The sequence below is a fragment of the Pseudomonas sp. PsB genome, from assembly GCF_043658375.1.
Lineage (GTDB): Bacteria > Pseudomonadota > Gammaproteobacteria > Pseudomonadales > Pseudomonadaceae > Aquipseudomonas > Aquipseudomonas putida_Z.
In genome coordinates, this window is record NZ_JBIGLU010000008.1 from 137,110 (window position 1) to 156,037 (window position 18,928).

General features: G+C 63.1%; 21 protein-coding genes. 6 read left to right on the forward strand and 15 right to left on the reverse strand.

Going from position 1 to position 18,928, the window contains the following annotated elements; all coding sequences use genetic code 11:
• The first annotated feature begins 74 nt into the window (after positions 1–74).
• A complete protein-coding gene (locus tag ACGLHT_RS13055) occupies positions 75–329 on the forward strand; it encodes a type II toxin-antitoxin system HicA family toxin (RefSeq protein ID WP_075043950.1) in 255 nt (84 codons plus the stop codon).
• Positions 326–658, forward strand: coding sequence for a type II toxin-antitoxin system HicB family antitoxin (locus ACGLHT_RS13060; RefSeq protein ID WP_013971202.1), 333 nt, complete (start codon positions 326–328; stop codon positions 656–658). Before ACGLHT_RS13055 ends, ACGLHT_RS13060 begins: the two co-directional genes overlap by 4 nt.
• A gap of 164 nt (positions 659–822) precedes the next feature.
• Here the strand turns inward: ACGLHT_RS13060 and ACGLHT_RS13065 are convergent, their stop codons facing one another.
• The gene (locus ACGLHT_RS13065) at positions 823–1,929 is read right to left on the reverse strand and encodes an NADH:flavin oxidoreductase/NADH oxidase (RefSeq protein ID WP_137163107.1); all 1,107 of its coding nucleotides are present in this window, start codon (positions 1,927–1,929) and stop codon (positions 823–825) included.
• 781 nt (positions 1,930–2,710) lie between these two features.
• Between ACGLHT_RS13065 and ACGLHT_RS13070 the strand changes: the two genes are divergently transcribed.
• Positions 2,711–2,974, forward strand: a complete 264-nt coding sequence (locus tag ACGLHT_RS13070; protein ID WP_025337923.1) for a DUF3077 domain-containing protein — start codon at positions 2,711–2,713, stop codon at positions 2,972–2,974.
• 181 nt (positions 2,975–3,155) lie between these two features.
• Here the strand turns inward: ACGLHT_RS13070 and recJ are convergent, their stop codons facing one another.
• Together recJ and ACGLHT_RS13080 are read right to left on the reverse strand one after the other, a co-directional pair.
• Positions 3,156–4,865, reverse strand: a complete 1,710-nt coding sequence (recJ, locus tag ACGLHT_RS13075; protein ID WP_085601932.1) for a single-stranded-DNA-specific exonuclease RecJ — start codon at positions 4,863–4,865, stop codon at positions 3,156–3,158.
• 8 nt (positions 4,866–4,873) lie between these two features.
• Positions 4,874–5,416, reverse strand: coding sequence for a YaeQ family protein (locus ACGLHT_RS13080; protein ID WP_013971198.1), 543 nt, complete (start codon positions 5,414–5,416; stop codon positions 4,874–4,876).
• A 133-nt stretch (positions 5,417–5,549) separates the two neighbouring features.
• On the opposite strand from ACGLHT_RS13080, the gene ACGLHT_RS13085 reads away from it, so the two are divergent.
• Positions 5,550–6,749 carry a CaiB/BaiF CoA-transferase family protein gene (locus ACGLHT_RS13085; RefSeq protein ID WP_085587608.1) on the forward strand — a complete coding sequence of 400 codons (1,200 nt, stop codon included), beginning with the start codon at positions 5,550–5,552 and terminating at the stop codon, positions 6,747–6,749.
• A gap of 20 nt (positions 6,750–6,769) precedes the next feature.
• Entirely contained in the window at positions 6,770–7,645 is an 876-nt protein-coding gene (locus tag ACGLHT_RS13090) for a TIGR02285 family protein (RefSeq protein WP_274119695.1), read from the forward strand.
• 251 nt (positions 7,646–7,896) lie between these two features.
• On the opposite strand, the gene ACGLHT_RS13095 is transcribed toward ACGLHT_RS13090, so the two are convergent.
• From ACGLHT_RS13095 to ffh, 12 genes are all read right to left on the reverse strand, one after another.
• Positions 7,897–8,178 (reverse strand): DUF3509 domain-containing protein, encoded by a 282-nt coding sequence (locus tag ACGLHT_RS13095; protein WP_025337919.1) that lies wholly within the window; start codon positions 8,176–8,178, stop codon positions 7,897–7,899.
• 79 nt (positions 8,179–8,257) lie between these two features.
• Positions 8,258–8,677, reverse strand: coding sequence for a response regulator (locus tag ACGLHT_RS13100; protein ID WP_137163105.1), 420 nt, complete (start codon positions 8,675–8,677; stop codon positions 8,258–8,260).
• Between the two features lie 216 nt (positions 8,678–8,893).
• Positions 8,894–10,303, reverse strand: a complete 1,410-nt coding sequence (gene thrC / locus ACGLHT_RS13105) for a threonine synthase (protein WP_010952565.1) — start codon at positions 10,301–10,303, stop codon at positions 8,894–8,896.
• Between the two features lie 58 nt (positions 10,304–10,361).
• The gene (locus ACGLHT_RS13110) at positions 10,362–11,666 is read right to left on the reverse strand and encodes a homoserine dehydrogenase (RefSeq protein WP_046616085.1); all 1,305 of its coding nucleotides are present in this window, start codon (positions 11,664–11,666) and stop codon (positions 10,362–10,364) included.
• A gap of 83 nt (positions 11,667–11,749) precedes the next feature.
• On the reverse strand, positions 11,750–12,493 hold the full coding sequence (locus tag ACGLHT_RS13115) for a thioredoxin fold domain-containing protein (protein ID WP_025337916.1): 744 nt from the start codon (positions 12,491–12,493) through the stop codon (positions 11,750–11,752).
• Positions 12,494–12,646: 153 nt separating this feature from the next.
• Positions 12,647–13,543, reverse strand: a complete 897-nt coding sequence (xerD, locus tag ACGLHT_RS13120) for a site-specific tyrosine recombinase XerD (RefSeq protein ID WP_025337915.1) — start codon at positions 13,541–13,543, stop codon at positions 12,647–12,649.
• 170 nt (positions 13,544–13,713) lie between these two features.
• Entirely contained in the window at positions 13,714–14,121 is a 408-nt protein-coding gene (locus tag ACGLHT_RS13125; RefSeq protein ID WP_025337914.1) for an acyl-CoA thioesterase, read from the reverse strand.
• 94 nt (positions 14,122–14,215) lie between these two features.
• The gene (gene rplS, locus ACGLHT_RS13130; RefSeq protein ID WP_003252148.1) at positions 14,216–14,566 is read right to left on the reverse strand and encodes a 50S ribosomal protein L19; all 351 of its coding nucleotides are present in this window, start codon (positions 14,564–14,566) and stop codon (positions 14,216–14,218) included.
• Between the two features lie 42 nt (positions 14,567–14,608).
• Positions 14,609–15,361, reverse strand: a complete 753-nt coding sequence (gene trmD / locus ACGLHT_RS13135; RefSeq protein WP_003252146.1) for a tRNA (guanosine(37)-N1)-methyltransferase TrmD — start codon at positions 15,359–15,361, stop codon at positions 14,609–14,611.
• Between the two features lie 3 nt (positions 15,362–15,364).
• The gene (rimM, locus tag ACGLHT_RS13140; RefSeq protein WP_025337913.1) at positions 15,365–15,901 is read right to left on the reverse strand and encodes a ribosome maturation factor RimM; all 537 of its coding nucleotides are present in this window, start codon (positions 15,899–15,901) and stop codon (positions 15,365–15,367) included.
• Between the two features lie 5 nt (positions 15,902–15,906).
• Positions 15,907–16,158: a 30S ribosomal protein S16 gene (rpsP, locus tag ACGLHT_RS13145; RefSeq protein WP_003259424.1), complete on the reverse strand. Its 252-nt coding sequence runs from the start codon at positions 16,156–16,158 to the stop codon at positions 15,907–15,909.
• A 259-nt stretch (positions 16,159–16,417) separates the two neighbouring features.
• The gene (gene ffh / locus ACGLHT_RS13150) at positions 16,418–17,794 is read right to left on the reverse strand and encodes a signal recognition particle protein (protein ID WP_013971189.1); all 1,377 of its coding nucleotides are present in this window, start codon (positions 17,792–17,794) and stop codon (positions 16,418–16,420) included.
• 324 nt (positions 17,795–18,118) lie between these two features.
• On the opposite strand from ffh, the gene ACGLHT_RS13155 reads away from it, so the two are divergent.
• On the forward strand, positions 18,119–18,928 hold the full coding sequence (locus tag ACGLHT_RS13155; protein ID WP_025337912.1) for an inner membrane protein YpjD: 810 nt from the start codon (positions 18,119–18,121) through the stop codon (positions 18,926–18,928).

Here is an 18,928-nt window from a genome sequence, read left to right on the forward strand (position 1 = left end):
TCCTTCAAGCACGATCCCCTTCATCCTACTACTCATCCATTGAGCCCCTCTCATTGGTATCATAATCTGATACCATGAATAACCATCAGCAAGCCACACTCGAAGCAGTACTGAAAAAGCCGGTTCCCAGGACGCTGGAATGGGTGCGACTGGAGTCAATGTTGGTATCACTGGGTGCCCGGGTCATCGAAGGAAGAGGGTCACGGGTTCGCTTTGAACTCAATGGCGCTGTAGCAACCTTCCATCGCCCTCATCCGGACAGGCACGCCAAGCCCTATCAACTAAGAGACGCCCGCCAGTTCCTCGAGCAGGCAGGAGTAATACCATGAATGTCATGACCTACCGCGGCTACGCCGCTCGTATCGAATACAGCGACGAAGACCAGTTACTGATCGGCCATGTCGCAGGTATTCGCGATGTGATCGGTTTCCATGGCGAATCGATCAGTGAGCTGCGCCAGGCATTTGAAGACGCCGTGGACGATTATCTTGAGACTTGCCAACGCCTGGGCCGTGAGCCACAGAAAACCTACTCCGGCAAGCTCAGCCTGCGCCTGGAGCCTACCCTTCATGCCAGTGTGGCGGCCAAGGCCGAGCTGGCCGAGAAGAGTATCAACCAGTGGGTAAGCGATATTCTCAGCAAGGCTGCCTATAGCTGAATTGAGATGCCGACGCGGTCGTTGTAGGAGCGGCCTTGTGTCGCGAAAGGGCCGCAAAGCGGCCCCGGCAATATCAGCGGCAGAGCTGGAAACCTGGGGCCGCTTCGCAGCCCTTTCGCGACACAAGGCCGCTCCTACAACGACCGCGTAATGCTTGGGTCAGGTCAATCCCGCAGGTCCGACTCGTGAATCGGGTTGGCCCGGCTGGTGGCACGCTGGTATTGCGCAGGCCAGGTAGCTTTGTTGCCACCCAGGTCGTCGTCGGCGTGCAGCGGCCAGTAAGGGTCGCGCAGCAGTTCGCGGGCGAGGAAGATGATGTCGGCCTGGCCAGTGCGCAGAATGTGCTCGGCCTGGGCAGGTTCGGTGATCATGCCCACGGTGCCGGTGGCGATTTCCGATTCCTTGCGCACACGCTCGGCGAAGCGCGTCTGGTAGCCCGGGCCGGTGGGGATTTCGGCGTTGACCGAGGTGCCGCCGGAGGACACGTCGATCAGGTCGACGCCCAAGCCACGCAGGCGGCGGGCCAGTTCGACGGTTTCATCCGGGTTCCAGCCGTCCTCGACCCAGTCGGTCGCCGATACCCGCACGAACAGCGGTAACTCGGCAGGCCAGACCTTGCGCACGGCCTCGACCACCTGCAGGGTCAGGCGGATGCGGTTTTCGAAGCAACTGCCGTATTCGTCGCGACGCTGGTTGCTCAGCGGCGACAGGAACTGATGCAACAGGTAGCCATGGGCGGCGTGGATCTCGACCACCTTGAAACCGGCCTTCAGGGCGCGCTCGGTCGAGGCGACGAAGGCGGCGATCACCTGATCGATTTCATCCTTGGTCAATTCACGCGGCGCGGTGTGCTGCGGGTCGAAGGCGATTTTCGACGGGCCCACCGGCTGCCAGCCGCCCTCTTCGAGCTTGACGCTGCCTTGCTTGCCCAGCCACGGGCGATAGGTGCTGGCCTTGCGCCCGGCGTGAGCCAGCTGGATACCGGGCACGCTCCCCTGGGCGGTGATGAAACGGGTGATGCGTTGCAGCGGGGCGATCTGAGCGTCGTCCCACAGGCCGAGGTCTTCAGCGGTGATGCGGCCATCGGCGGTCACCGCCACGGCTTCAGTGATTACCAGGCCAGCGCCACCCACGGCGCGGCTGCCTAAATGGACGAGGTGCCAATCGTTGGCCAGGCCATCGACGGCGGAATACTGGCACATCGGCGAAACGGCGATGCGGTTGGGCAGGGTCAGCTGACGCAGGGTGTAAGGCTCGAGCAGCAGGCTCATGAGGGCACCTCCCAAGGACTCCAATGGTGATCCGGCCCGGACACTCAATTGCACGTCCCTGGCCCAGGTCCGGTCATAACTTCAGACTAGACCAGAATGGTTGGGGGGGAGGTTCCATGGGATTTCGGGTGGGATGCGAGGGGGGGGTTGGATCGAGAGTGGTGGCGCCTATGAGATCGAGCGCCGCCCGCGCGGCGCTTCGCAGCACAAGGCTGCTCCTACATCTGTTTCGGGCCAGTAACGCCTGTACCTGCGCACACGACCGCCTTGTTTGCCCGACGCAATATCGAGGTGAACGCCAGGGGGCGCGCGCCTTTGCCTCAGGATTAACTGGCCCGAAACAGATGTAGGAGCAGCCTTGTGCTGCGAAGCGCCGCGCGGGCGGCGCTCGATCTCCTAGGCGACATCACTCTCAAGGCAGGCACATGGCAGCCCTGACCGTCGCTAAAGGCAAGCCCTCTGACAGGCATTTCAGATATCCCCTACGAGTCGGATCTGGTGACACCTGGCCTGAGGAAATACCCTACATGTTCTGTCGACAGGCGTCTGATTGTTCCTGGAAACACTGCCACTTAGTCTTTTCAGGTCGCTGAAATCCAGCGATGCGGGTGTGGAAACCCGGTCAACCTTCAAGTTCCTGTCGTAATGGCAGCTGTGTGCGGGAGGCCTTTTGGCCTACCGGGTTCCTTGAAGGCCGGTTTTCCACCCTGCATACAGTTGCCGCCCTTCGTGTGGAAACGGCGGTGGCAACTCCTTTAACCTTCAAGGAATTGCTAGAAAAATGACTACAGAAGACACCCAGTTCACCGTCGGCAAGACCACTTTCTTTCAGGGTGAAAACCAGACCCACCCATTATTTCGCATCGAAGCGGGCATTCCGTGCCGAGACGCCCGCGATCAGGCTTCGGAATTGATGGGCTATGTGCGGGAGTTGACCATCGTCGGGCTGATGGATGAGAAACCCATGATGATCTGGGCTGCGCACTATCTCAGTGCAATGGCCAAGGCGCTGATGGATGATGCCGAGTTAGGTATGGCGCGCTGAGTTTGATGTGATCATCGATCGCACATGGAGCACATTCGCCAGCCCGCCGCAGAGCCTTGTGGGCGGGTTTACCCGCGAAGCAGGCGACGCGGTGGATGGCACCGGCTTCGCCGGTGTTCGCGGGTGAACCCGCTCCCACAACGGGCCAACGCCAGGCCGTCAGCAGCGGCGGTATCTACCGTCAACGCGGCTCCATGTGGGCAATCATCAACTGCACACTTTCATTGCCACGAAACTCGTTCACATCCAGCTTGTACGCCAACTCGACCCAACGCACCGTCGGGTTCGGCCACACTTCGCGGTCAATGCCAAAGGCAATGCCGTCCAGCCGCACCGAGCCGCACTCGCTCTTGAGCACCACCTTCAGGTGCCGCTCGCCCACCACGCGCTGCTCCACCAGCTGGAACACGCCATGGAACAGCGGCTCGGGGAAGTGCTGCCCCCAGGGCCCGGCATGGCGCAGGGCCTTGGCCAGGTCGAGGTGGAACTCCTCCACCGCCAGGCTGCCGTCGGACAACAGCCGACCGGTCAGGTCCTCTTCGCGCAGCTGGCGTCGCACTTCTTCGTCGAACGCCTCGGCAAATGCCGGGAAATTGGCCTCAGGCAACGACAACCCCGCCGCCATCGCGTGGCCGCCGAACTTGCTGATCAACTGCGGGTGGCGCGCCGCCACGGCATCCAGCGCATCGCGAATATGGAACCCCGGCACCGAACGCGCCGACCCTTTGAGCATGCCCTCGCCAGCGTCGGCGAAAGCGATGGTCGGCCGGTGGTAACGCTCCTTCAGGCGCGAAGCCAGAATACCGATAACCCCCTGGTGCCAGTCGGCATCGAACAGGCACAGGCCATATGGCATCGACTCGACAGGCAGGTCCTTGAGCTGGGCCAGGGCCTCGCGCTGCATGCCCTGTTCGATGGACTTGCGGTCCTGGTTCAGGTCGTCCAGCTGCTGGGCCATGTCCTGGGCCAGGGCCGCGTCTTCACACAGCAGGCATTCGATGCCCAGGCTCATGTCGTCCAGGCGCCCGGCAGCGTTCAGCCGCGGGCCCAGGATGAAGCCAAGGTCGGTCGAGGTGATGCGCCGGTGATCGCGACGGGCCACTTCAAGAATGGCCTTGAGCCCCGGCCGGGCGCGGCCGGCGCGAATGCGCTCGAGGCCCTGGTGCACCAGGATGCGGTTGTTGGCATCCAATGGCACCACGTCGGCGACGCTGCCCAGGGCAACCAGGTCGAGCAATTCGCCGATGTTCGGCTGCGGCTGCGTTTCGTAGCGCCCCAGGCTACGCAGGCGCGCACGCAGGGCCATCAGCACGTAGAAGATCACCCCTACCCCGGCCAGCGCCTTGCTTGGGAAACTGCAGCCCGGCTGGTTGGGGTTGATGATGGCGTCGGCGTCGGGCAACTCCGCACCGGGCAGGTGGTGGTCGGTGACCAGCACCTTGAGCCCGGCGGCCTTGGCGGCTGCCACACCGTCGACGCTGGAAATACCGTTGTCCACGGTGATCAGCAGCTGCGGCTGGCGTTGCAGCGCCACCTCGACGATTTCCGGGGTCAGGCCGTAACCGTATTCGAAGCGGTTGGGCACGAGGTAGTCGACATGGGCCGCGCCCAGCAGGCGCAGGCCCAGCACGCCGACAGTGCTGGCAGTGGCGCCGTCGGCATCGAAGTCGCCGACGATGAGGATGCGCTGGCGCTGGTCGATAGCCTCGACCAGCAGATCCACACCGGCCTCGATGCCCTTCAGCTGCTGGTACGGCAGCAGGCGCGCGAGGCTTTTGTCCAGCTCGGCCTCGCTCTGCACGCCGCGCGCAGCGTACAGGCGGGTCAGCAAGGGTGGCAGGTTACCCAGGAATGGCAGGGTCGGCGGCAGCGGGCGAGGTTCGATACGCATGGGGTGCTTCAGCCGCGCTCACCAAGCAGCCACTCCAGCTGCACTTCGTGCTGGCCACGGTCGTCGGTGACGAACAAGGTGCCTTCACTGATCATCACGTCCCACTTGATGGTGCGGGGCATGTCGGTGGCGAGAGTTTCCAGCACCTCCTGCGGCACGGCGGCAATGCTCAGGTTCTTCAAGCCCTTGACCGCGTCTACCACCTTGTTCTGCCATACGCGCAGGCTGCCGTAGGCCAGCAGGCTGGTACGCTCGGTGCGGCGCGAACACCAGGTCAGTCGGTCGGCGTCCGGCTGGCCCACTTCGATCCAGTGCAGGATGCGATCGTCCAGGCTCTTTTCCCAAAGCGCCGCTTCGTCCACATCGGACAGGCCACGGCCGAACGACAGGTTCTCGTTGTACCACAGGGCATAGGCCAGCAGGCGTACGGCCATGCGCTCTTCGGTTTCCGAAGGGTGGCGGGCGATGGTCTGACGGACGTTTTCGTACACGCCGCGGTCGAGGTCGGTCAGGTTCAGTTCGAATTTGTAGGTGGTGGACGGCTGGGCCATGGTCGACGGGCTTCTTGCGCAGAGAAAAAGTGACACAGTCTAACCGATACTGCCCTTCGTTGCCCCGCAGCAGTATCTGCCGCTTCGGACCTATGATAAAACCACGCATCTGCCCAGCTGCCACGGATGCCCCATGACTACGCCCAGCAAACCCCTCGCCGGTCTAAAAGTTGTCGAACTCGGCACCCTCATCGCTGGCCCGTTCGCCTCGCGCATCTGTGCCGAATTCGGCGCCGAGGTAGTCAAGGTCGAATCGCCCGATGGTGGCGACCCGTTGCGCAAATGGCGCAAGCTGTACGAGGGCACCTCGCTGTGGTGGTTCGTGCAGGCTCGCAACAAGCAGTCGCTCACCCTCAACCTCAAGCACCCAGAGGGCCGCGAGATTCTCAAGCGCCTGCTGGCCGACGCCGACATCCTGATCGAGAACTTCCGCCCGGGCGTGCTGGAAAAACTCGGCCTGGGCTGGGACGTGCTGCACGCGCTCAACCCGCGCCTGGTAATGGTGCGCCTGTCGGGCTTCGGCCAGACCGGGCCGATGAAGGACCAGCCGGGCTTCGGCGCCGTGGGCGAGTCGATGGGCGGCCTGCGCTACATCACCGGCTTCGACGACCGCCCACCGGTGCGCACGGGCATTTCCATCGGTGACTCGATTGCTGCCCTGTGGGGGGTGATCGGCGCACTGATGGCGCTGCGACACCGTGAAGTCAACGGCGGCCAGGGCCAAGTGGTGGACGTGGCCCTGTACGAAGCGATCTTCGCCATGATGGAAAGCATGGTCCCGGAGTTCGATGTGTTCGGTTTTATCCGCGAACGCACCGGCAACATCATGCCGGGCATCACGCCCTCCTCCATTCACACCAGCGCCGACGGCAAGCATGTGCAGATCGGCGCCAACGGCGATGCGATCTTCAAGCGCTTCATGCAGGCCATTGGCCGCACCGACCTGGCCGACGACCCGACCCTGGCCACCAACGATGGCCGCGACCTGCGCCGTGACGAGCTGTACGGGGTAATCGACCGCTGGGCCAACAGCCTGCCGCTGGAGCAACTGATACAGGTGCTGAACACCGCCGAAGTGCCGGCCAGCCGCATCTATTCGGCCGAGGACATGTTCAACGACCCGCAGTACCTGGCACGCGAAATGTTCCTGCAGGCCAAGCTGCCGGACGGCAAGCCATTCCGCATGCCGGGCATCGTGCCCAAGCTGTCGGACACCCCAGGCTCCACCGAGTGGGTAGGCCCGGCGCTGGGCGAACACACCGAAGCGCTGCTCGGCAACCTGGGCTACGACGCGGCGGCCATCGCCAGCCTGCGCGCAGCAGGCACGGTCTGACCCTGGCGCGGCCCTGGTCCATGCGCGCTGCCCGTTGCCTACGTCACCTGGTCCTGCTGTGCGGGCTGCTGCCCGCATTGCTGTTGCAGCCTGTCAGCGCCAAGGAGCGCCTCTTCTGGCTGGTACGCGACCTGCCGCCGTTCACCATTCTGGAAGGGCCGGAGAAAGGCCAAGGGGTGATCGACCAGCTGTTGCCCCTGCTGATCAGGCAGATGCCCGAGTACGACCACAGCATCGTGCGGGTCAACCGCGCCCGCGGCATCCAGATGCTGCAGGACCCGAAAAGCTTCACCTGCGACCCGACCCTGCTGTGGACGCCGGAACGCGCCGAATATGTGAGGTTTTCCGTGCCCTCCCTGGGCGTGCTCAGTGGCGGCCTGGTGCTGCGCAAGGACAGCGAGGCGCTGGTGGCGCCTTACCTCGACGGCCAGGAGGTAGACCTGCATGGCCTGCTGAGCAAGGCCCCGCTGAAGCTGGGGGTTGTCGCCGAGCGCAGCTATGGCACGCAGATCGACGCCATCCTGCGCCAGTTGCCCGACAGCGCGTTCAGCCGCCACTACGGCAACGACGCCACCGCCAACCTGCTACAGATGCAACAGCTCGGGCGCCTGCGCATGGTGCTCGGCTACTGGCCCGAAGTGCGCTACCTGGTGGAGCAGCAAGGCGGGGCACTGGCTGACTACCGGTTTCATCCTGTGCAAGGGGTCAACCGCTACCAGTTTCTGCATGTAGGTTGTTCGAACAGCGAGCTGGGGCGTGAAGCGATTGTGCACATCGACCAACTGCTGCCTGCCTTGCGCCGGGATGTGTTGCCGGGGTTGTATGCACGCTGGCTGGACCCGGCGTTGCAGGAAGATTACCTGGAAGAGAGCAAGCGTTTCTTCGAAGGCCACTGATTGCCTGCACCGGCCCTATCGCCGGCAAGCCAGCTCCCACCTCGACCGCATCAACCTCAAGCCATGTGCAGTAACTGTGGGAGCTGGCTTGCCGGCGATAGGGCCGGTGCAGGCAACTCAAAAAGAAACCCCGGGCGCTGGGGAAACACGCCCGGGGCCAAGCGAAAGCCCTTGGGGGCTTCCCGTGACAGCCTTGCCAGCGCCGGAGCAAAGCACTGGCCCGGCTGCCCCTACAGTGTCTGATAAACCACTCAGGCAAAGGTTCCATGGGGTTGCTGGCGCTGCTGCAATGCCGCGATCACACAGGGCTGCAAACGCCCTTCGGCGATCTGCAGGTCGCGGTGCAGGCCATCCACCAGGTCGATCAACAGGCTTTGTTCCTGCAACTGGCGCTCGCTCACCGTGCGCCGCAGGGTGATGCCGGCGAGGCGGTCGTGAATGGTCAATTGGCGATTACCCTGGGCATCGGCGACGCCGAGGTGGGTCTGATAGGGGGTCAGGGCTTCGTTGAGCAGTCTGCAGATTCTTTCCATCCGGATCACTCGCTGCGTGGTGGGATATAGAGGAACTGACCAACAGGCGCAGCGGAAAGTTCGTTACACCGCGGCTGCTTCAGTGAGCATGCGGGGCGGACGTGACAGTTTGAATACGCCGCCACGGGCGCGCCTGCAGTGCTTGCAGGGCACGCTGCAGGCTTGGCATCGACAGCGGCCAGGGCAGTTCGGCGAGCACCCACAGGCCCCGGTTTCTGGCCTCTTGGGCAAGGTTGTGGCGCTTGGGGGTAGCCTGGCCGACGAACAGCAAAGCGCGGGTTCGGTGCTGGTGTTCGAGCAAGGCAAGGCCGGCCCGGGTTGGCATGGCGTGGTCAAGGATCAACAGATCGGGGCGGTGATCGGCGTTCAGGCAGGCGTCGAGGTCTGCGCTGGTTTCGCTGATGCGCACATGGAACATGCCTTGGGCATTGAGGGCCTGGTGCAGGAGGATCTGATGGGATGGGCGAGCCTGGTGGATCAACACGTAGGGCTGGTGCATGAGCCGCTCCTGATGGGAGGACCGGCTAATTTAGGCTTTGCGCTGGGCGGGCCGAATAGGAAGTTTCTGATGGAGATGTGGGAAAAGGCCTAGATTTTGGGGCCGCTTTGCGGCCCATCGCGACACAAGGCCGCTCCTACAGGGGAACGCGATTCTCCTGTGGGAGCGGCCTTGTGTCGCGAAAGGGCTGCGTAGCAGCCCCGGAAAGCAACGCCGTTACAGTGGCTTGCCGCGGTTGCCATGCTGGCTGACAAAGCCCTGCACAGCCTTCAGGTCATTGGCCAGCACCGTGCAACGCTCTTCACGGCTGAACAGGTCGCTGAGGTGCGCCGGCAGCTCCAGCGCCTTGCCAACACCGGCCTTCTCCACCGCTTCCGGGAACTTGACCGGGTGCGCGGTACCCAGCACCACCATCGGCGTGTCCAGGCTACGGCGGCACTCACGGGCGGCCTTGACGCCGATTGCGGTGTGCGGGTCAAGCACTTCGCCGGTGGCGGCGAACACTTCGGCGATGGTTTCGCAGGTCTGCTCGTCACTCACTGCCAGCGAGTCGAACAGCTTGCGCGCTTCGGTCCAGCGGTCTTGCTCGACACTGAAGCCGCCACCTTGCTTGAAGTTGGCCATCAGTTCGGCAATGGCGCCGCCGTTGCGGCCGTGCAGGTCGAACAGCAGGCGCTCGAAGTTGGACGAGACCATGATGTCCATCGACGGCGACAGAGTCGCGTGCAGGGTTTCCTTGACGTACTGGTTGCCGCTCATGAAGCGGTGCAGGATGTCGTTGCGGTTGGTGGCGACGATCAGCTGGCTGACCGGCAGCCCCATGTTACGTGCCAGGTAGCCGGCGAAGATGTCGCCGAAGTTGCCGGTCGGCACCGAGAACGCCACGGAACGCGCCGGGCCACCCAGCTGCAGGGCAGCGTGGAAGTAGTAGACGATCTGGGCCATGATCCGCGCCCAGTTGATCGAGTTGACCGCAACCAGGCGGGTGCCCTTGAGGAACGACTGGTCGGCGAAGCTGGCCTTGACCATTTCCTGGCAGTCGTCGAAGTTGCCTTCGATGGCGATGTTGTGGATGTTGTCGCCGAAGATGGTGGTCATCTGCCGGCGCTGCACTTCCGACACGCGCTGGTGCGGGTGCAGGATGAAGATGTCGACGTTGTCGCAACGACGGCAACCTTCGATGGCGGCGGAACCGGTGTCACCGCTGGTGGCGCCAATGATCACCACGCGCTCGTTGCGCTTGGCCAGCACGTGGTCCAGCAGGCGGCCGAGCAGTTGCAGGGCGAAGTCCTTGAACGCCAGGGTCGGGCCGTGGAACAGCTCCAGCACCCACTCGTTGCTGTTCAGCTGACGCAGCGGGGCAACCGCGGCGTGGGCGAACTCGCCGTAGGTTTCTTCGAGGATCTTCTTGAAGTCGGCGTCGGCGATGCTGCCTTCGACGAACGGGCGCATCACCCGGAAGGCAAGTTCGTGGTACGGCAGGCCGGCCCACGAGGCGATTTCTTCCTGGGTGAAGCGTGGCAGGTTTTCCGGGACGTACAGGCCGCCGTCGCTGGCCAGGCCAGCCAGCAGGACGTCTTCGAAATTGAGGGCCGGAGCCTGGCCGCGGGTACTGATATAGCGCATGGGTGCAAACCTTCGATGCTGGGGCCGGGGCCGCACTGGCGGCCCGCCGGCACTATTGTTAGTTGAGCTGCTCGACGCGAATGCGCACGACCTTGCCGACCACGTCCTGCAGGGCTTCCAGGGCGACGATGGCGTCGTTGATACGCTGCTCGACCACGCGATGGGTCAGCAGGATCATCGGCACCAGGCCGTCCTGTTCCTCGGCTTCCTTCTGCATGATCGACTCGATGTTGATGCCACGCTCCGAGAGGATGCTGGCCACCTGGGCCAGTACGCCCGGGTGATCCTTGGCCTGGATGCGCAGGTAGTAGGCGCTTTCACAGGCCTCGATCGGCAGGATCGGGTGGGCCGACAGCGAATCCGGCTGGAAGGCCAGGTGCGGTACGCGATTTTCCGGGTCGGAGGTCATGGCACGGACCACATCGACCAGATCGCCGACCACCGACGAAGCGGTAGGCTCCATGCCGGCACCGGCGCCGTAGTACAGGGTGGAACCGGCGGCGTCGCCGTTGACCATGACGGCGTTCATCACGCCGTTGACGTTGGCGATCAGGCGGTCGGCCGGGATCAGCGTCGGGTGTACGCGCAGCTCGATACCTTCGGCAGTGCGGCGAGCCACACCCAGGTGCTTGATGCGGTAGCCCAGGGCCTCGGCATAATTCACGTCAGCAGTGGTCAGCTGGGTGATGCCTTCGGTGTAGGCCTTGTCGAATTGCAGCGGGATGCCGAAAGCGATCGAAGCCAGGATGGTCAGCTTGTGCGCGGCATCGATGCCTTCAACGTCGAAAGTCGGGTCCGCTTCGGCGTAACCCAGCGCCTGGGCTTCGGCCAGCACGTCCGGGAAGGCGCGGCCCTTCTCACGCATTTCGGTGAGGATGAAGTTGCCGGTGCCGTTGATGATGCCGGCCAGCCAGTTGATGTGGTTGGCCGACAGGCCTTCGCGGATGGCCTTGATCACCGGGATGCCACCGGCCACGGCCGCTTCGAAGGCGACGATCACGCCCTTCTCGCGGGCCTTGGCGAAGATTTCATTGCCGTGCACGGCAATCAGCGCCTTGTTGGCGGTGACCACGTGCTTGCCGTTTTCGATGGCCTTGAGCACCAGCTCGCGGGCCACGGTGTAGCCACCGATCAGCTCGATGACAATGTCGATTTCCGGGTTGCTCGCAACTTCGAACACATCAGCGGTAATGGGGGTACCGGTAATCTGGCAGTTCGGGTTCTGCGAGCGCATGGCAATCTGTGCCACTTCAATACCGCGCCCGGCACGGCGGGCGATCTCCTCGGCGTTGCGCTGAAGTACATTGAAGGTTCCGCCACCGACGGTCCCCAACCCACAGATGCCTACTTTGACCGGTTTCACTGTGAACTCCCCATTGAACGGCCGACACCTATGCCGACCGTGAAACATGCCGTCACCCCATGACGACGGCGTACTGAATTGGATTACTTGGCCAGCGCCAGCTTGGCGACCTGCGGTGCCGGCTGGTAGCCCGGAATGACCTGGCCGCTTTCAAGGACGATCGCCGGCGTGCCGTTGACGCCGATCGACTGGCCCAGCTGGAACTGCTTGCTGACCGGGTTGGCGCACTTGGCGGCCTTGATTTCCTCACCCTCGACCATCTTGTCCATCGCCGCACGGCGGTCGCTGGAACACCAGACGGCCTGCAACTGCTGGTCACCCGGCGAACCGAGACCCTGACGCGGGAAGGCGACATAGCGCACTTCGATACCGCGGCGGTTGAGCTCGGGCACCTCGGCGTGCAGCTTGTGGCAGTACGGGCAGGTGGTGTCGGTGAATACCGTGATGTGCGACTTGGTCTCGCCCTTGGCAGGATAAACCACCATCTCGGCGGCTGGAATGCCGTTGATGAGCTTGGCAATGCCCAGGCGCTCGGTCTTCTCGGTGAGGTTGACCGGCTTGCCGTCCTGGATCTGGAACAGGTAGCCCTGCATCACGAACTGGCCGTCGCCGCTGGCATAAAGCACGCGGCCGCCCTGCAGCTTGACTTCATACAGGCCACTGACCGGGCTGCTGGCCACGCTTTCGACGGGCACTTCCAGCTCGAGGTTCTGCAACGACTTACGGATGGCCTGCTCGGCAGTGGCATTGCTGTCGGTTGCCGCAGCAACGGCAAAGGTACTGGCCAGCGCCAACGCGGCGGCGGCGAAAAACTGGGTCACGCGCATGGGAACTCCTGAAGGCGGACAGGGGCCGGAGGGCGCCACCTGCGGAAAATACGCGGTGACCGTGCGGCCCTTGGTGCAAACCGCCCAAGCCTACCACATCACACCGCCGGTGAAGGGCCTTGCAAGGACCGGTCGGCGGAACATGAAAAACATTCATCCACGCGGGTGGTGCTGGGCGTGCAATTGCTGCAGGCGGGCCTTGGCGACATGGGTGTAGATCTGCGTGGTCGACAGGTCACTGTGGCCCAGCAGCATCTGCACCACGCGCAGGTCGGCGCCATGGTTGAGCAGATGAGTAGCGAAGGCATGGCGCAGGGTGTGCGGCGACAGCGGTTTGTCGATGCCGGCGACCCGGGCATGGTGCTTGATGCGATGCCAGAAGGTCTGGCGGGTCATCTGCTCGCCACGCTGGCTGGGGAACAAGACATCGCTGGGGCGGCCATTGAGCAGTTCGGCGCGGCCATCGCGCAGGTAGCGTTGCAGCCACACCACCGCCTCTTCGCCCATGGGCACCAGGCGCTCCTTGCTGCCCTTGCCCATCACCCGCAGCACGCCCTGGCGCAGGTTGACCTGGTCGAGGGCCAGGCTGACCAGTTCGGTGACCCGCAGGCCGCAGGCGTAAAGCACTTCGAGCATGGCGCGGTCACGCTGGCCGATGGCTTCGCCCAGGTCCGGGGCCTGCAGCAAGGCTTCGACGTCGGCTTCGGACAACGACTTGGGCAGCGGCTTGCCCAGTTGCGGCATGTCGACTTGCAGGGTCGGGTCGATGGCCACCAGCTTTTCCCGCAACAGGTAGCGGAAGAAGCCGCGCAGGCCGGACAGGAAGCGTGCCGTGGAGCGTGGCTTGTAGCCCTGGTCGAGGCGCCAGGCCAGGTGGTCGAGAATCAGGTCGCGGCCGGCGTCGGGCAAGCTGACGCTGTGCTCCTGCAGCCAGCCGTTGAACAGAGCCAGGTCGCTGCGGTAGGACATGCGGGTGTTGTCGGACAGACCCTTTTCAAGCCACAGGGCGTCGAGGAACTGGTCGATCAGGGGGTGGTCTAGGGCGGGCATTCGGGGCTGCTGGGTGTTGGAGGTGGCTTAGTGTTTCACAGCAGCATAATTGTTGTCTGTACTGGCCTCTTCGCGGCTAAAGCCGCTCCCACAGAGATATCACCGCCCTTGAGGTATGTGCGATCCCTGTGGGAGCGGCTTTAGCCGCGAAAGGGCCAGTGCAGGAGAACTCAGGCCTGGGGCAAAACCGGCACCGGCCGCTTGTCCTCGTCGATGGCGACGAAGCTGAACACCCCATGAATCGCTCGCTCGCGCCCGTCCAGGTACATGTTCTCGACGAACACATCCACCTGCACCTGCAAGCTGGTATTACCCACCTTGATGACCGACCCCACCAACTCGACGATCGAGCCCGCCGGGATCGGGTGCTTGAAGTCGATGCGGTCAGTGGACACCGTCACCAGCGGCAGGCGGCAGAAGCGCGTGGCGGCGATGAACGACACTTCGTCCATCCAGGCCAGGGCGGTGCCGCCGAACAGGGTGTTGTGGTGGTTGGTGGTGTTGGGGAACACCGCCTTGGTCACGCGGGTCACCGACAGCTCGGTGCGGCGCAGGATTTCCTGGTCTCGGGTAGTCATGGCAATCACATCTTCGGGGGTTCAAAACGCAAAAAAGCAGCCCGAAGGCTGCTTTTTTCTCGCTAGGCGGCCTTGGCCACCGGGCAAACTGCACTCAGGACAGTTTTTCCTTGATGCGAGCGGCTTTGCCGGACAGGTCGCGCAGGTAGTACAGCTTGGCTTTACGCACGTCACCACGACGTTTCACGGCCAGGCTGTCGATTTGCGGGCTGTAGGTCTGGAAGGTACGCTCTACGCCAACGCCGCTGGAGATCTTGCGCACGGTGAAGGCGCTGTTCAGACCGCGGTTACGCTTGGCGATAACGACGCCTTCGAACGCCTGCAGACGGGAACGCTCACCTTCCTTCACTTTAACCTGAACGACAACGGTGTCGCCTGGTGCGAAGGTCGGGATTTCCTTGCTCATCTGCTCGGCTTCGAGCTGCTGGATGATCTTGTTGGTCATGCTGTGCTCCTAAGATGGATACGTGATCCACCATCGATACGTTTAACTATCGTCCCGCTCGCGGAGATATTCCTCGAGCAGCTTCTTCTCTTCTCCAGAAAGCGAGCGACTTTCCAGAAGATCGGCGCGTCGTTCGAAGGTCCTACCAAGGGACTGCTTCATTCTCCAACGCCGGATGTGTGCATGGTTGCCACTTAGCAACACGTCGGGAACACGCTGATCCGCATACACCTCAGGCCGGGTGTAGTGCGGGCAATCGAGCAGACCGTCGGTGAAGGAATCTTCTTCCGCCGAATCCACATGCCCTAAAGCTCCGGGCAGCAGCCGTGTAACCGCATCGATCAGTACCATGGCCGGCAGCTCGCCACCGGAAAGCACATAGTCGCCAATCGACCACTCCTCATCGACATGAGCCTCGATAAAGCGCTCGTCGATGCCTTCATAACGACCGGCGATCAGGATCAACGATTCCTGTTCGGCCAGGCCTTTGACCGCCTGCTGAGTCAGCTTGCGGCCTTGTGGCGAAAGGTAGATCACCTTCGCCGCTGCTCCGGTCGCTTGCCTGGCGCTAACCAGGGCGTCTTCCAGAGGCTTGATTTTCATCACCATGCCCGGACCACCGCCAAACGGCCGATCATCCACCGTGTGGTGACGATCTGTGGTGTAGTCCCGCGGGTTCCAGCAAGTCACCTGAAGCAACCCCTGTTTCACCGCGCGGCTGGTAATGCCGTACTCCGTGATGGCCGAGAACATCTCGGGGAACAACGTGATGACGTCTACGCGAAGGTTACCCATCGTTTAGAAGTCCGCGTCCCATTCAACCCGCATCACGCCTGCTTCCAGGTCGATGTCGAGCACGCATTGCGCCGTATAGGGCAACAGACGCTCGCGATCATCCAGGCTGCCTGCGCAGGGCTTGACCACCATTACATCGTTCGCACCGGTCTCCAACAGGTGATCGACCTTGCCGAACAGTTGTTCGTCCTGGTTGATGACCTTCAGGCCCACCAACTGGTACCAGTAGTACTCGTCAGCAGCCAGGTTGGGCAAAAGGCTCCGCGGAATGCAGATTTCGTAACCGCTCAGAAGACGGGCTTCATCACGATCATCGAGGCCTTTCAGTTTCACGACCAGGCCCTTCTGGGAGCCACGACCGTTGACCAGCTCGACCTGCTTTACCTTGCCTTCGTGCCGAAGCGTCCAGCGCGGATAATCCAACAGGTTTTCAATCGGATCGGTAAAGGAATACACCTTCACCTCGCCGCGAACGCCGTGAACCGAAAAAATCTTGCCAACGACGATGAGGTCGTCAGCCTTTTCTGGCGTCGCGTTCATACTACTCAGGCAGCAGCCTTGGCAGCGTCCTTCAGCAGCTGAGCAACGCGCTCAGACGGCTGTGCACCCTGGCTCAGCCAGTAGTTGACGCGCTCTTGGTTGACCGACAGCTTGACTTCGGCGCCAGCAGCGATCGGGTTGAAGAAACCTACGCGCTCAACGAAACGGCCGTCACGGGCGTTACGCGAGTTGGTCACGGTCAGGTGGTAGAATGGGCGCTTTTTCGAGCCGCCACGGGCCAGACGAATGGTTACCATGTGAACATCGTTCCTATAGTCGGTGCTGCAGTTGATACAGCAGCTGGTACTGCAAATCTGAATGCCAAATAGGCACACGGGTGCCCAAAAGGCCGCATATTCTCGGGGAATACACGGACATTTGCAAATGACTTTTTCGGCAAGGCCCTGCCCTGCCGTCCAGATCTGCCGGTTGAGCCGCGAAATCCGCGGCCATTGCCCCGCCACGGCGGGGGTTCTGGGCGCCTGCCGGACAAACGGCAGGCCCCCGGAATAGGGTTTACAGCTTCGGCATGCCGCCGCCCGGCAGCATCCCGCCAAGGCCGCGCATCATCTTGGCCATGCCGCCCTTGGCGGAGAATTTCTTCATCATCTTCTGCATTTGCTTGTGCTGCTTGATCAGGCGGCCGACGTCCTGCACCTGGGTGCCGGAACCGATGGCGATACGGCGCTTGCGCGAGCCGCTGATCAGCTCCGGATCACGGCGCTCGGCCGGGGTCATGGAGTTGATGATCGCTTCCATCTGCTTGAACTGCTTCTCGGCGGCGCCCTGGGCGTTGCCCATCTGCGACAGGTTGACCCCGCCGATGCTCGGCAGCTTGTCCATCAGGCCGCCGAGGCCGCCCATGTTCTTCATCTGCTGCAGCTGGTCGCGGAAGTCTTCGAGGTCGAAGCCCTTGCCCTTCTTCAGCTTCTTGGCCAGCTTGTCGGCCTTGGCCTTGTCGATGTTCTGCTCGGCCTGCTCGATCAGGCTGAGCACGTCACCCATGCCGAGGATGCGCGAGGCGACGCGGTCGGGGTGGAACGGTTCGAGGGCTTCGGTCTTCTCGCCCATACCGATGAACTTGATCGGCTTGCCGGTGATGGCACGCACCGACAGCGCGGCACCGCCACGGGCGTCACCGTCGACCTTGGTCAGCACCACGCCGGTCAGCGGCAGCGCCTCGCCAAAGGCCTTGGCGGTGTTGGCGGCGTCCTGACCGGTCATGGCGTCGACCACGAACAGGGTCTCGATCGGCTTGACCGCGGCATGCAGCGCCTTGATCTCGTCCATCATGTCGGCGTCGATGTGCAGACGGCCGGCGGTGTCGACGATGACCACGTCGATGAACTTCAGCTTGGCTTCGCGGATGGCCGCTTCGGCGATGGCCACCGGCTTCTGGCTGATGTCGGACGGGAAGAAGGTGACGCCGATGTCGTTGGCCAGGGTTTCCAGCTGCTTGATCGCTGCCGGGCGGTAGACGTCGGCGGACACCACCATCACGCTCTTTTTCTTGCGCTCCTTGAGGAAGCGCGCCAGCTTGCCGGCGGTGGTGGTCTTACCGGCGCCCTGCAGGCCGGCCATCAGCACCACGGCGGGCGGGGCGGCGTTCAGCGCGAGGTCTTCGTTGGCCGCGCCCATCAGGCTTTCCAGCTCGGCCTGGACGATCTTCACGAACGCCTGGCCCGGGGTCAGGCTGCGCGATACTTCGGTGCCGACTGCACGGTCCTTGACGCTGTTGACGAAATCCTTGACCACCGGCAGGGCAACGTCGGCCTCGAGCAGGGCCATGCGCACTTCGCGCAGCGTGTCCTTGATATTGTCTTCGGTCAGCTTGGCCTTGCCGGTGACATGGCGCAGCGTCTGTGACAGGCGGTCGGTCAGGTTTTCGAACATGGTGATCCTTTCAGGCCCAGTAAAAGCCGAGGTTTGTCAGGCGCCCAGGGGGGAATGCATACCCGCCGGGCACAGCAAGGCGGCGATTATAGCGAAGTGCGGCGGCGGCGCACACCTTGCTGGCGGCCTGGTAGATATTCGGTGGCTGTGCCGGCCTCTTCGCGGGTGAACCCGCTCCCACAGGGTCTGCACCACATTCGAAACCGGCGCCGTACCTGTGGGAGCGGGTTCACCCGCGAATGCCGCACCGCGGTCTGCCAGTCTTCCTAGACCAGCGCGATCTATGCCAAACTCCGTCTCTTTAAGGCTCGCCAACCAGGACTTATGTTCTCCTCACCCAGCCTCATCCCCAACCTGATCGCCGCCGGCCTATATATAGCTGCGGCAATCTACCAGGGCTCTTACCTTGCCCAGAACCGCAAGGCCGACAAGCGCCTGCTTGCCCTGCTGGGTGCCTTCGCGGTACTCGCCCAGGCCGGTGCGCTGTTCTTCCAGCTGATCACCCCGCTGGGCCTGAGCCTGGACTTCTTCAGTGCCGCCAGCCTGATCGCCGTGGCGGTCATCGCCCTGACTCTGCTGGCCTGCTTGCGCATACCCGTGGAAAACCTGCTGGTGCTGCTGTTCCCGCTGGGCGCGGTGACCGCGCTGCTGGCCCAGTTCGCGCCCCCCGGCACGGTGCCGCTGGTCAACGAAGAGCCGGGCATCCTCGCGCATATCCTGCTGTCGATCCTGGCCTACGGGCTGTTCACCATCGCGGTGTTCCAGGCACTGCTGTTGCTGCTGCAGGACCGCCAGCTGAAGAACAAGCACCCGTCCGGGCTGATCCGCAACTTCCCGCCGCTGCAAACCATGGAAAGCCTGCTGTTCGGCTTCCTCTGGGCCGGCTGGTGCCTGCTGTCGCTGTCGCTGATCTCCGGCTGGCTGTTCCTCGACAACCTGTTCGCCCAGCACCTGGCACACAAGACCCTGCTGGCCTGTGTCGCCTGGGTGGTGTTCAGCGTGCTGCTGTGGGGCCGCACCCGCCTGGGCTGGCGTGGCCACAAGGCCATCCGCTGGACGCTGGCCGGTTTCTGCCTGCTGATGCTGGCCTATTTCGGCAGCAAGCTGGTTCGCGAATTCATCCTGCATATCTGA

Bases quoted from the DNA above. Each gene is read 5' to 3' on its own strand.
- ACGLHT_RS13055 (WP_075043950.1), top strand. From the start codon at position 75: ATGAATAACCATCAGCAAGCCACACTCGAAGCAGTACTGAAAAAGCCG.
- ACGLHT_RS13060 (WP_013971202.1), top strand. From the start codon at position 326: ATGAATGTCATGACCTACCGCGGCTACGCCGCTCGTATCGAATACAGC.
- ACGLHT_RS13065 (WP_137163107.1), bottom strand. From the start codon at position 1,929: ATGAGCCTGCTGCTCGAGCCTTACACCCTGCGTCAGCTGACCCTGCCC.
- ACGLHT_RS13070 (WP_025337923.1), top strand. From the start codon at position 2,711: ATGACTACAGAAGACACCCAGTTCACCGTCGGCAAGACCACTTTCTTT.
- recJ (WP_085601932.1), bottom strand. From the start codon at position 4,865: ATGCGTATCGAACCTCGCCCGCTGCCGCCGACCCTGCCATTCCTGGGT.
- ACGLHT_RS13080 (WP_013971198.1), bottom strand. From the start codon at position 5,416: ATGGCCCAGCCGTCCACCACCTACAAATTCGAACTGAACCTGACCGAC.
- ACGLHT_RS13085 (WP_085587608.1), top strand. From the start codon at position 5,550: ATGACTACGCCCAGCAAACCCCTCGCCGGTCTAAAAGTTGTCGAACTC.
- ACGLHT_RS13090 (WP_274119695.1), top strand. From the start codon at position 6,770: ATGCGCGCTGCCCGTTGCCTACGTCACCTGGTCCTGCTGTGCGGGCTG.
- ACGLHT_RS13095 (WP_025337919.1), bottom strand. From the start codon at position 8,178: ATGGAAAGAATCTGCAGACTGCTCAACGAAGCCCTGACCCCCTATCAG.
- ACGLHT_RS13100 (WP_137163105.1), bottom strand. From the start codon at position 8,677: ATGCACCAGCCCTACGTGTTGATCCACCAGGCTCGCCCATCCCATCAG.
- thrC (WP_010952565.1), bottom strand. From the start codon at position 10,303: ATGCGCTATATCAGTACCCGCGGCCAGGCTCCGGCCCTCAATTTCGAA.
- ACGLHT_RS13115 (WP_025337916.1), bottom strand. From the start codon at position 12,493: ATGCGCGTGACCCAGTTTTTCGCCGCCGCCGCGTTGGCGCTGGCCAGT.
- xerD (WP_025337915.1), bottom strand. From the start codon at position 13,543: ATGCCCGCCCTAGACCACCCCCTGATCGACCAGTTCCTCGACGCCCTG.
- ACGLHT_RS13125 (WP_025337914.1), bottom strand. From the start codon at position 14,121: ATGACTACCCGAGACCAGGAAATCCTGCGCCGCACCGAGCTGTCGGTG.
- rplS (WP_003252148.1), bottom strand. From the start codon at position 14,566: ATGACCAACAAGATCATCCAGCAGCTCGAAGCCGAGCAGATGAGCAAG.
- trmD (WP_003252146.1), bottom strand. From the start codon at position 15,361: ATGGGTAACCTTCGCGTAGACGTCATCACGTTGTTCCCCGAGATGTTC.
- rimM (WP_025337913.1), bottom strand. From the start codon at position 15,901: ATGAACGCGACGCCAGAAAAGGCTGACGACCTCATCGTCGTTGGCAAG.
- rpsP (WP_003259424.1), bottom strand. From the start codon at position 16,158: ATGGTAACCATTCGTCTGGCCCGTGGCGGCTCGAAAAAGCGCCCATTC.
- ffh (WP_013971189.1), bottom strand. From the start codon at position 17,794: ATGTTCGAAAACCTGACCGACCGCCTGTCACAGACGCTGCGCCATGTC.
- ACGLHT_RS13155 (WP_025337912.1), top strand. From the start codon at position 18,119: ATGTTCTCCTCACCCAGCCTCATCCCCAACCTGATCGCCGCCGGCCTA.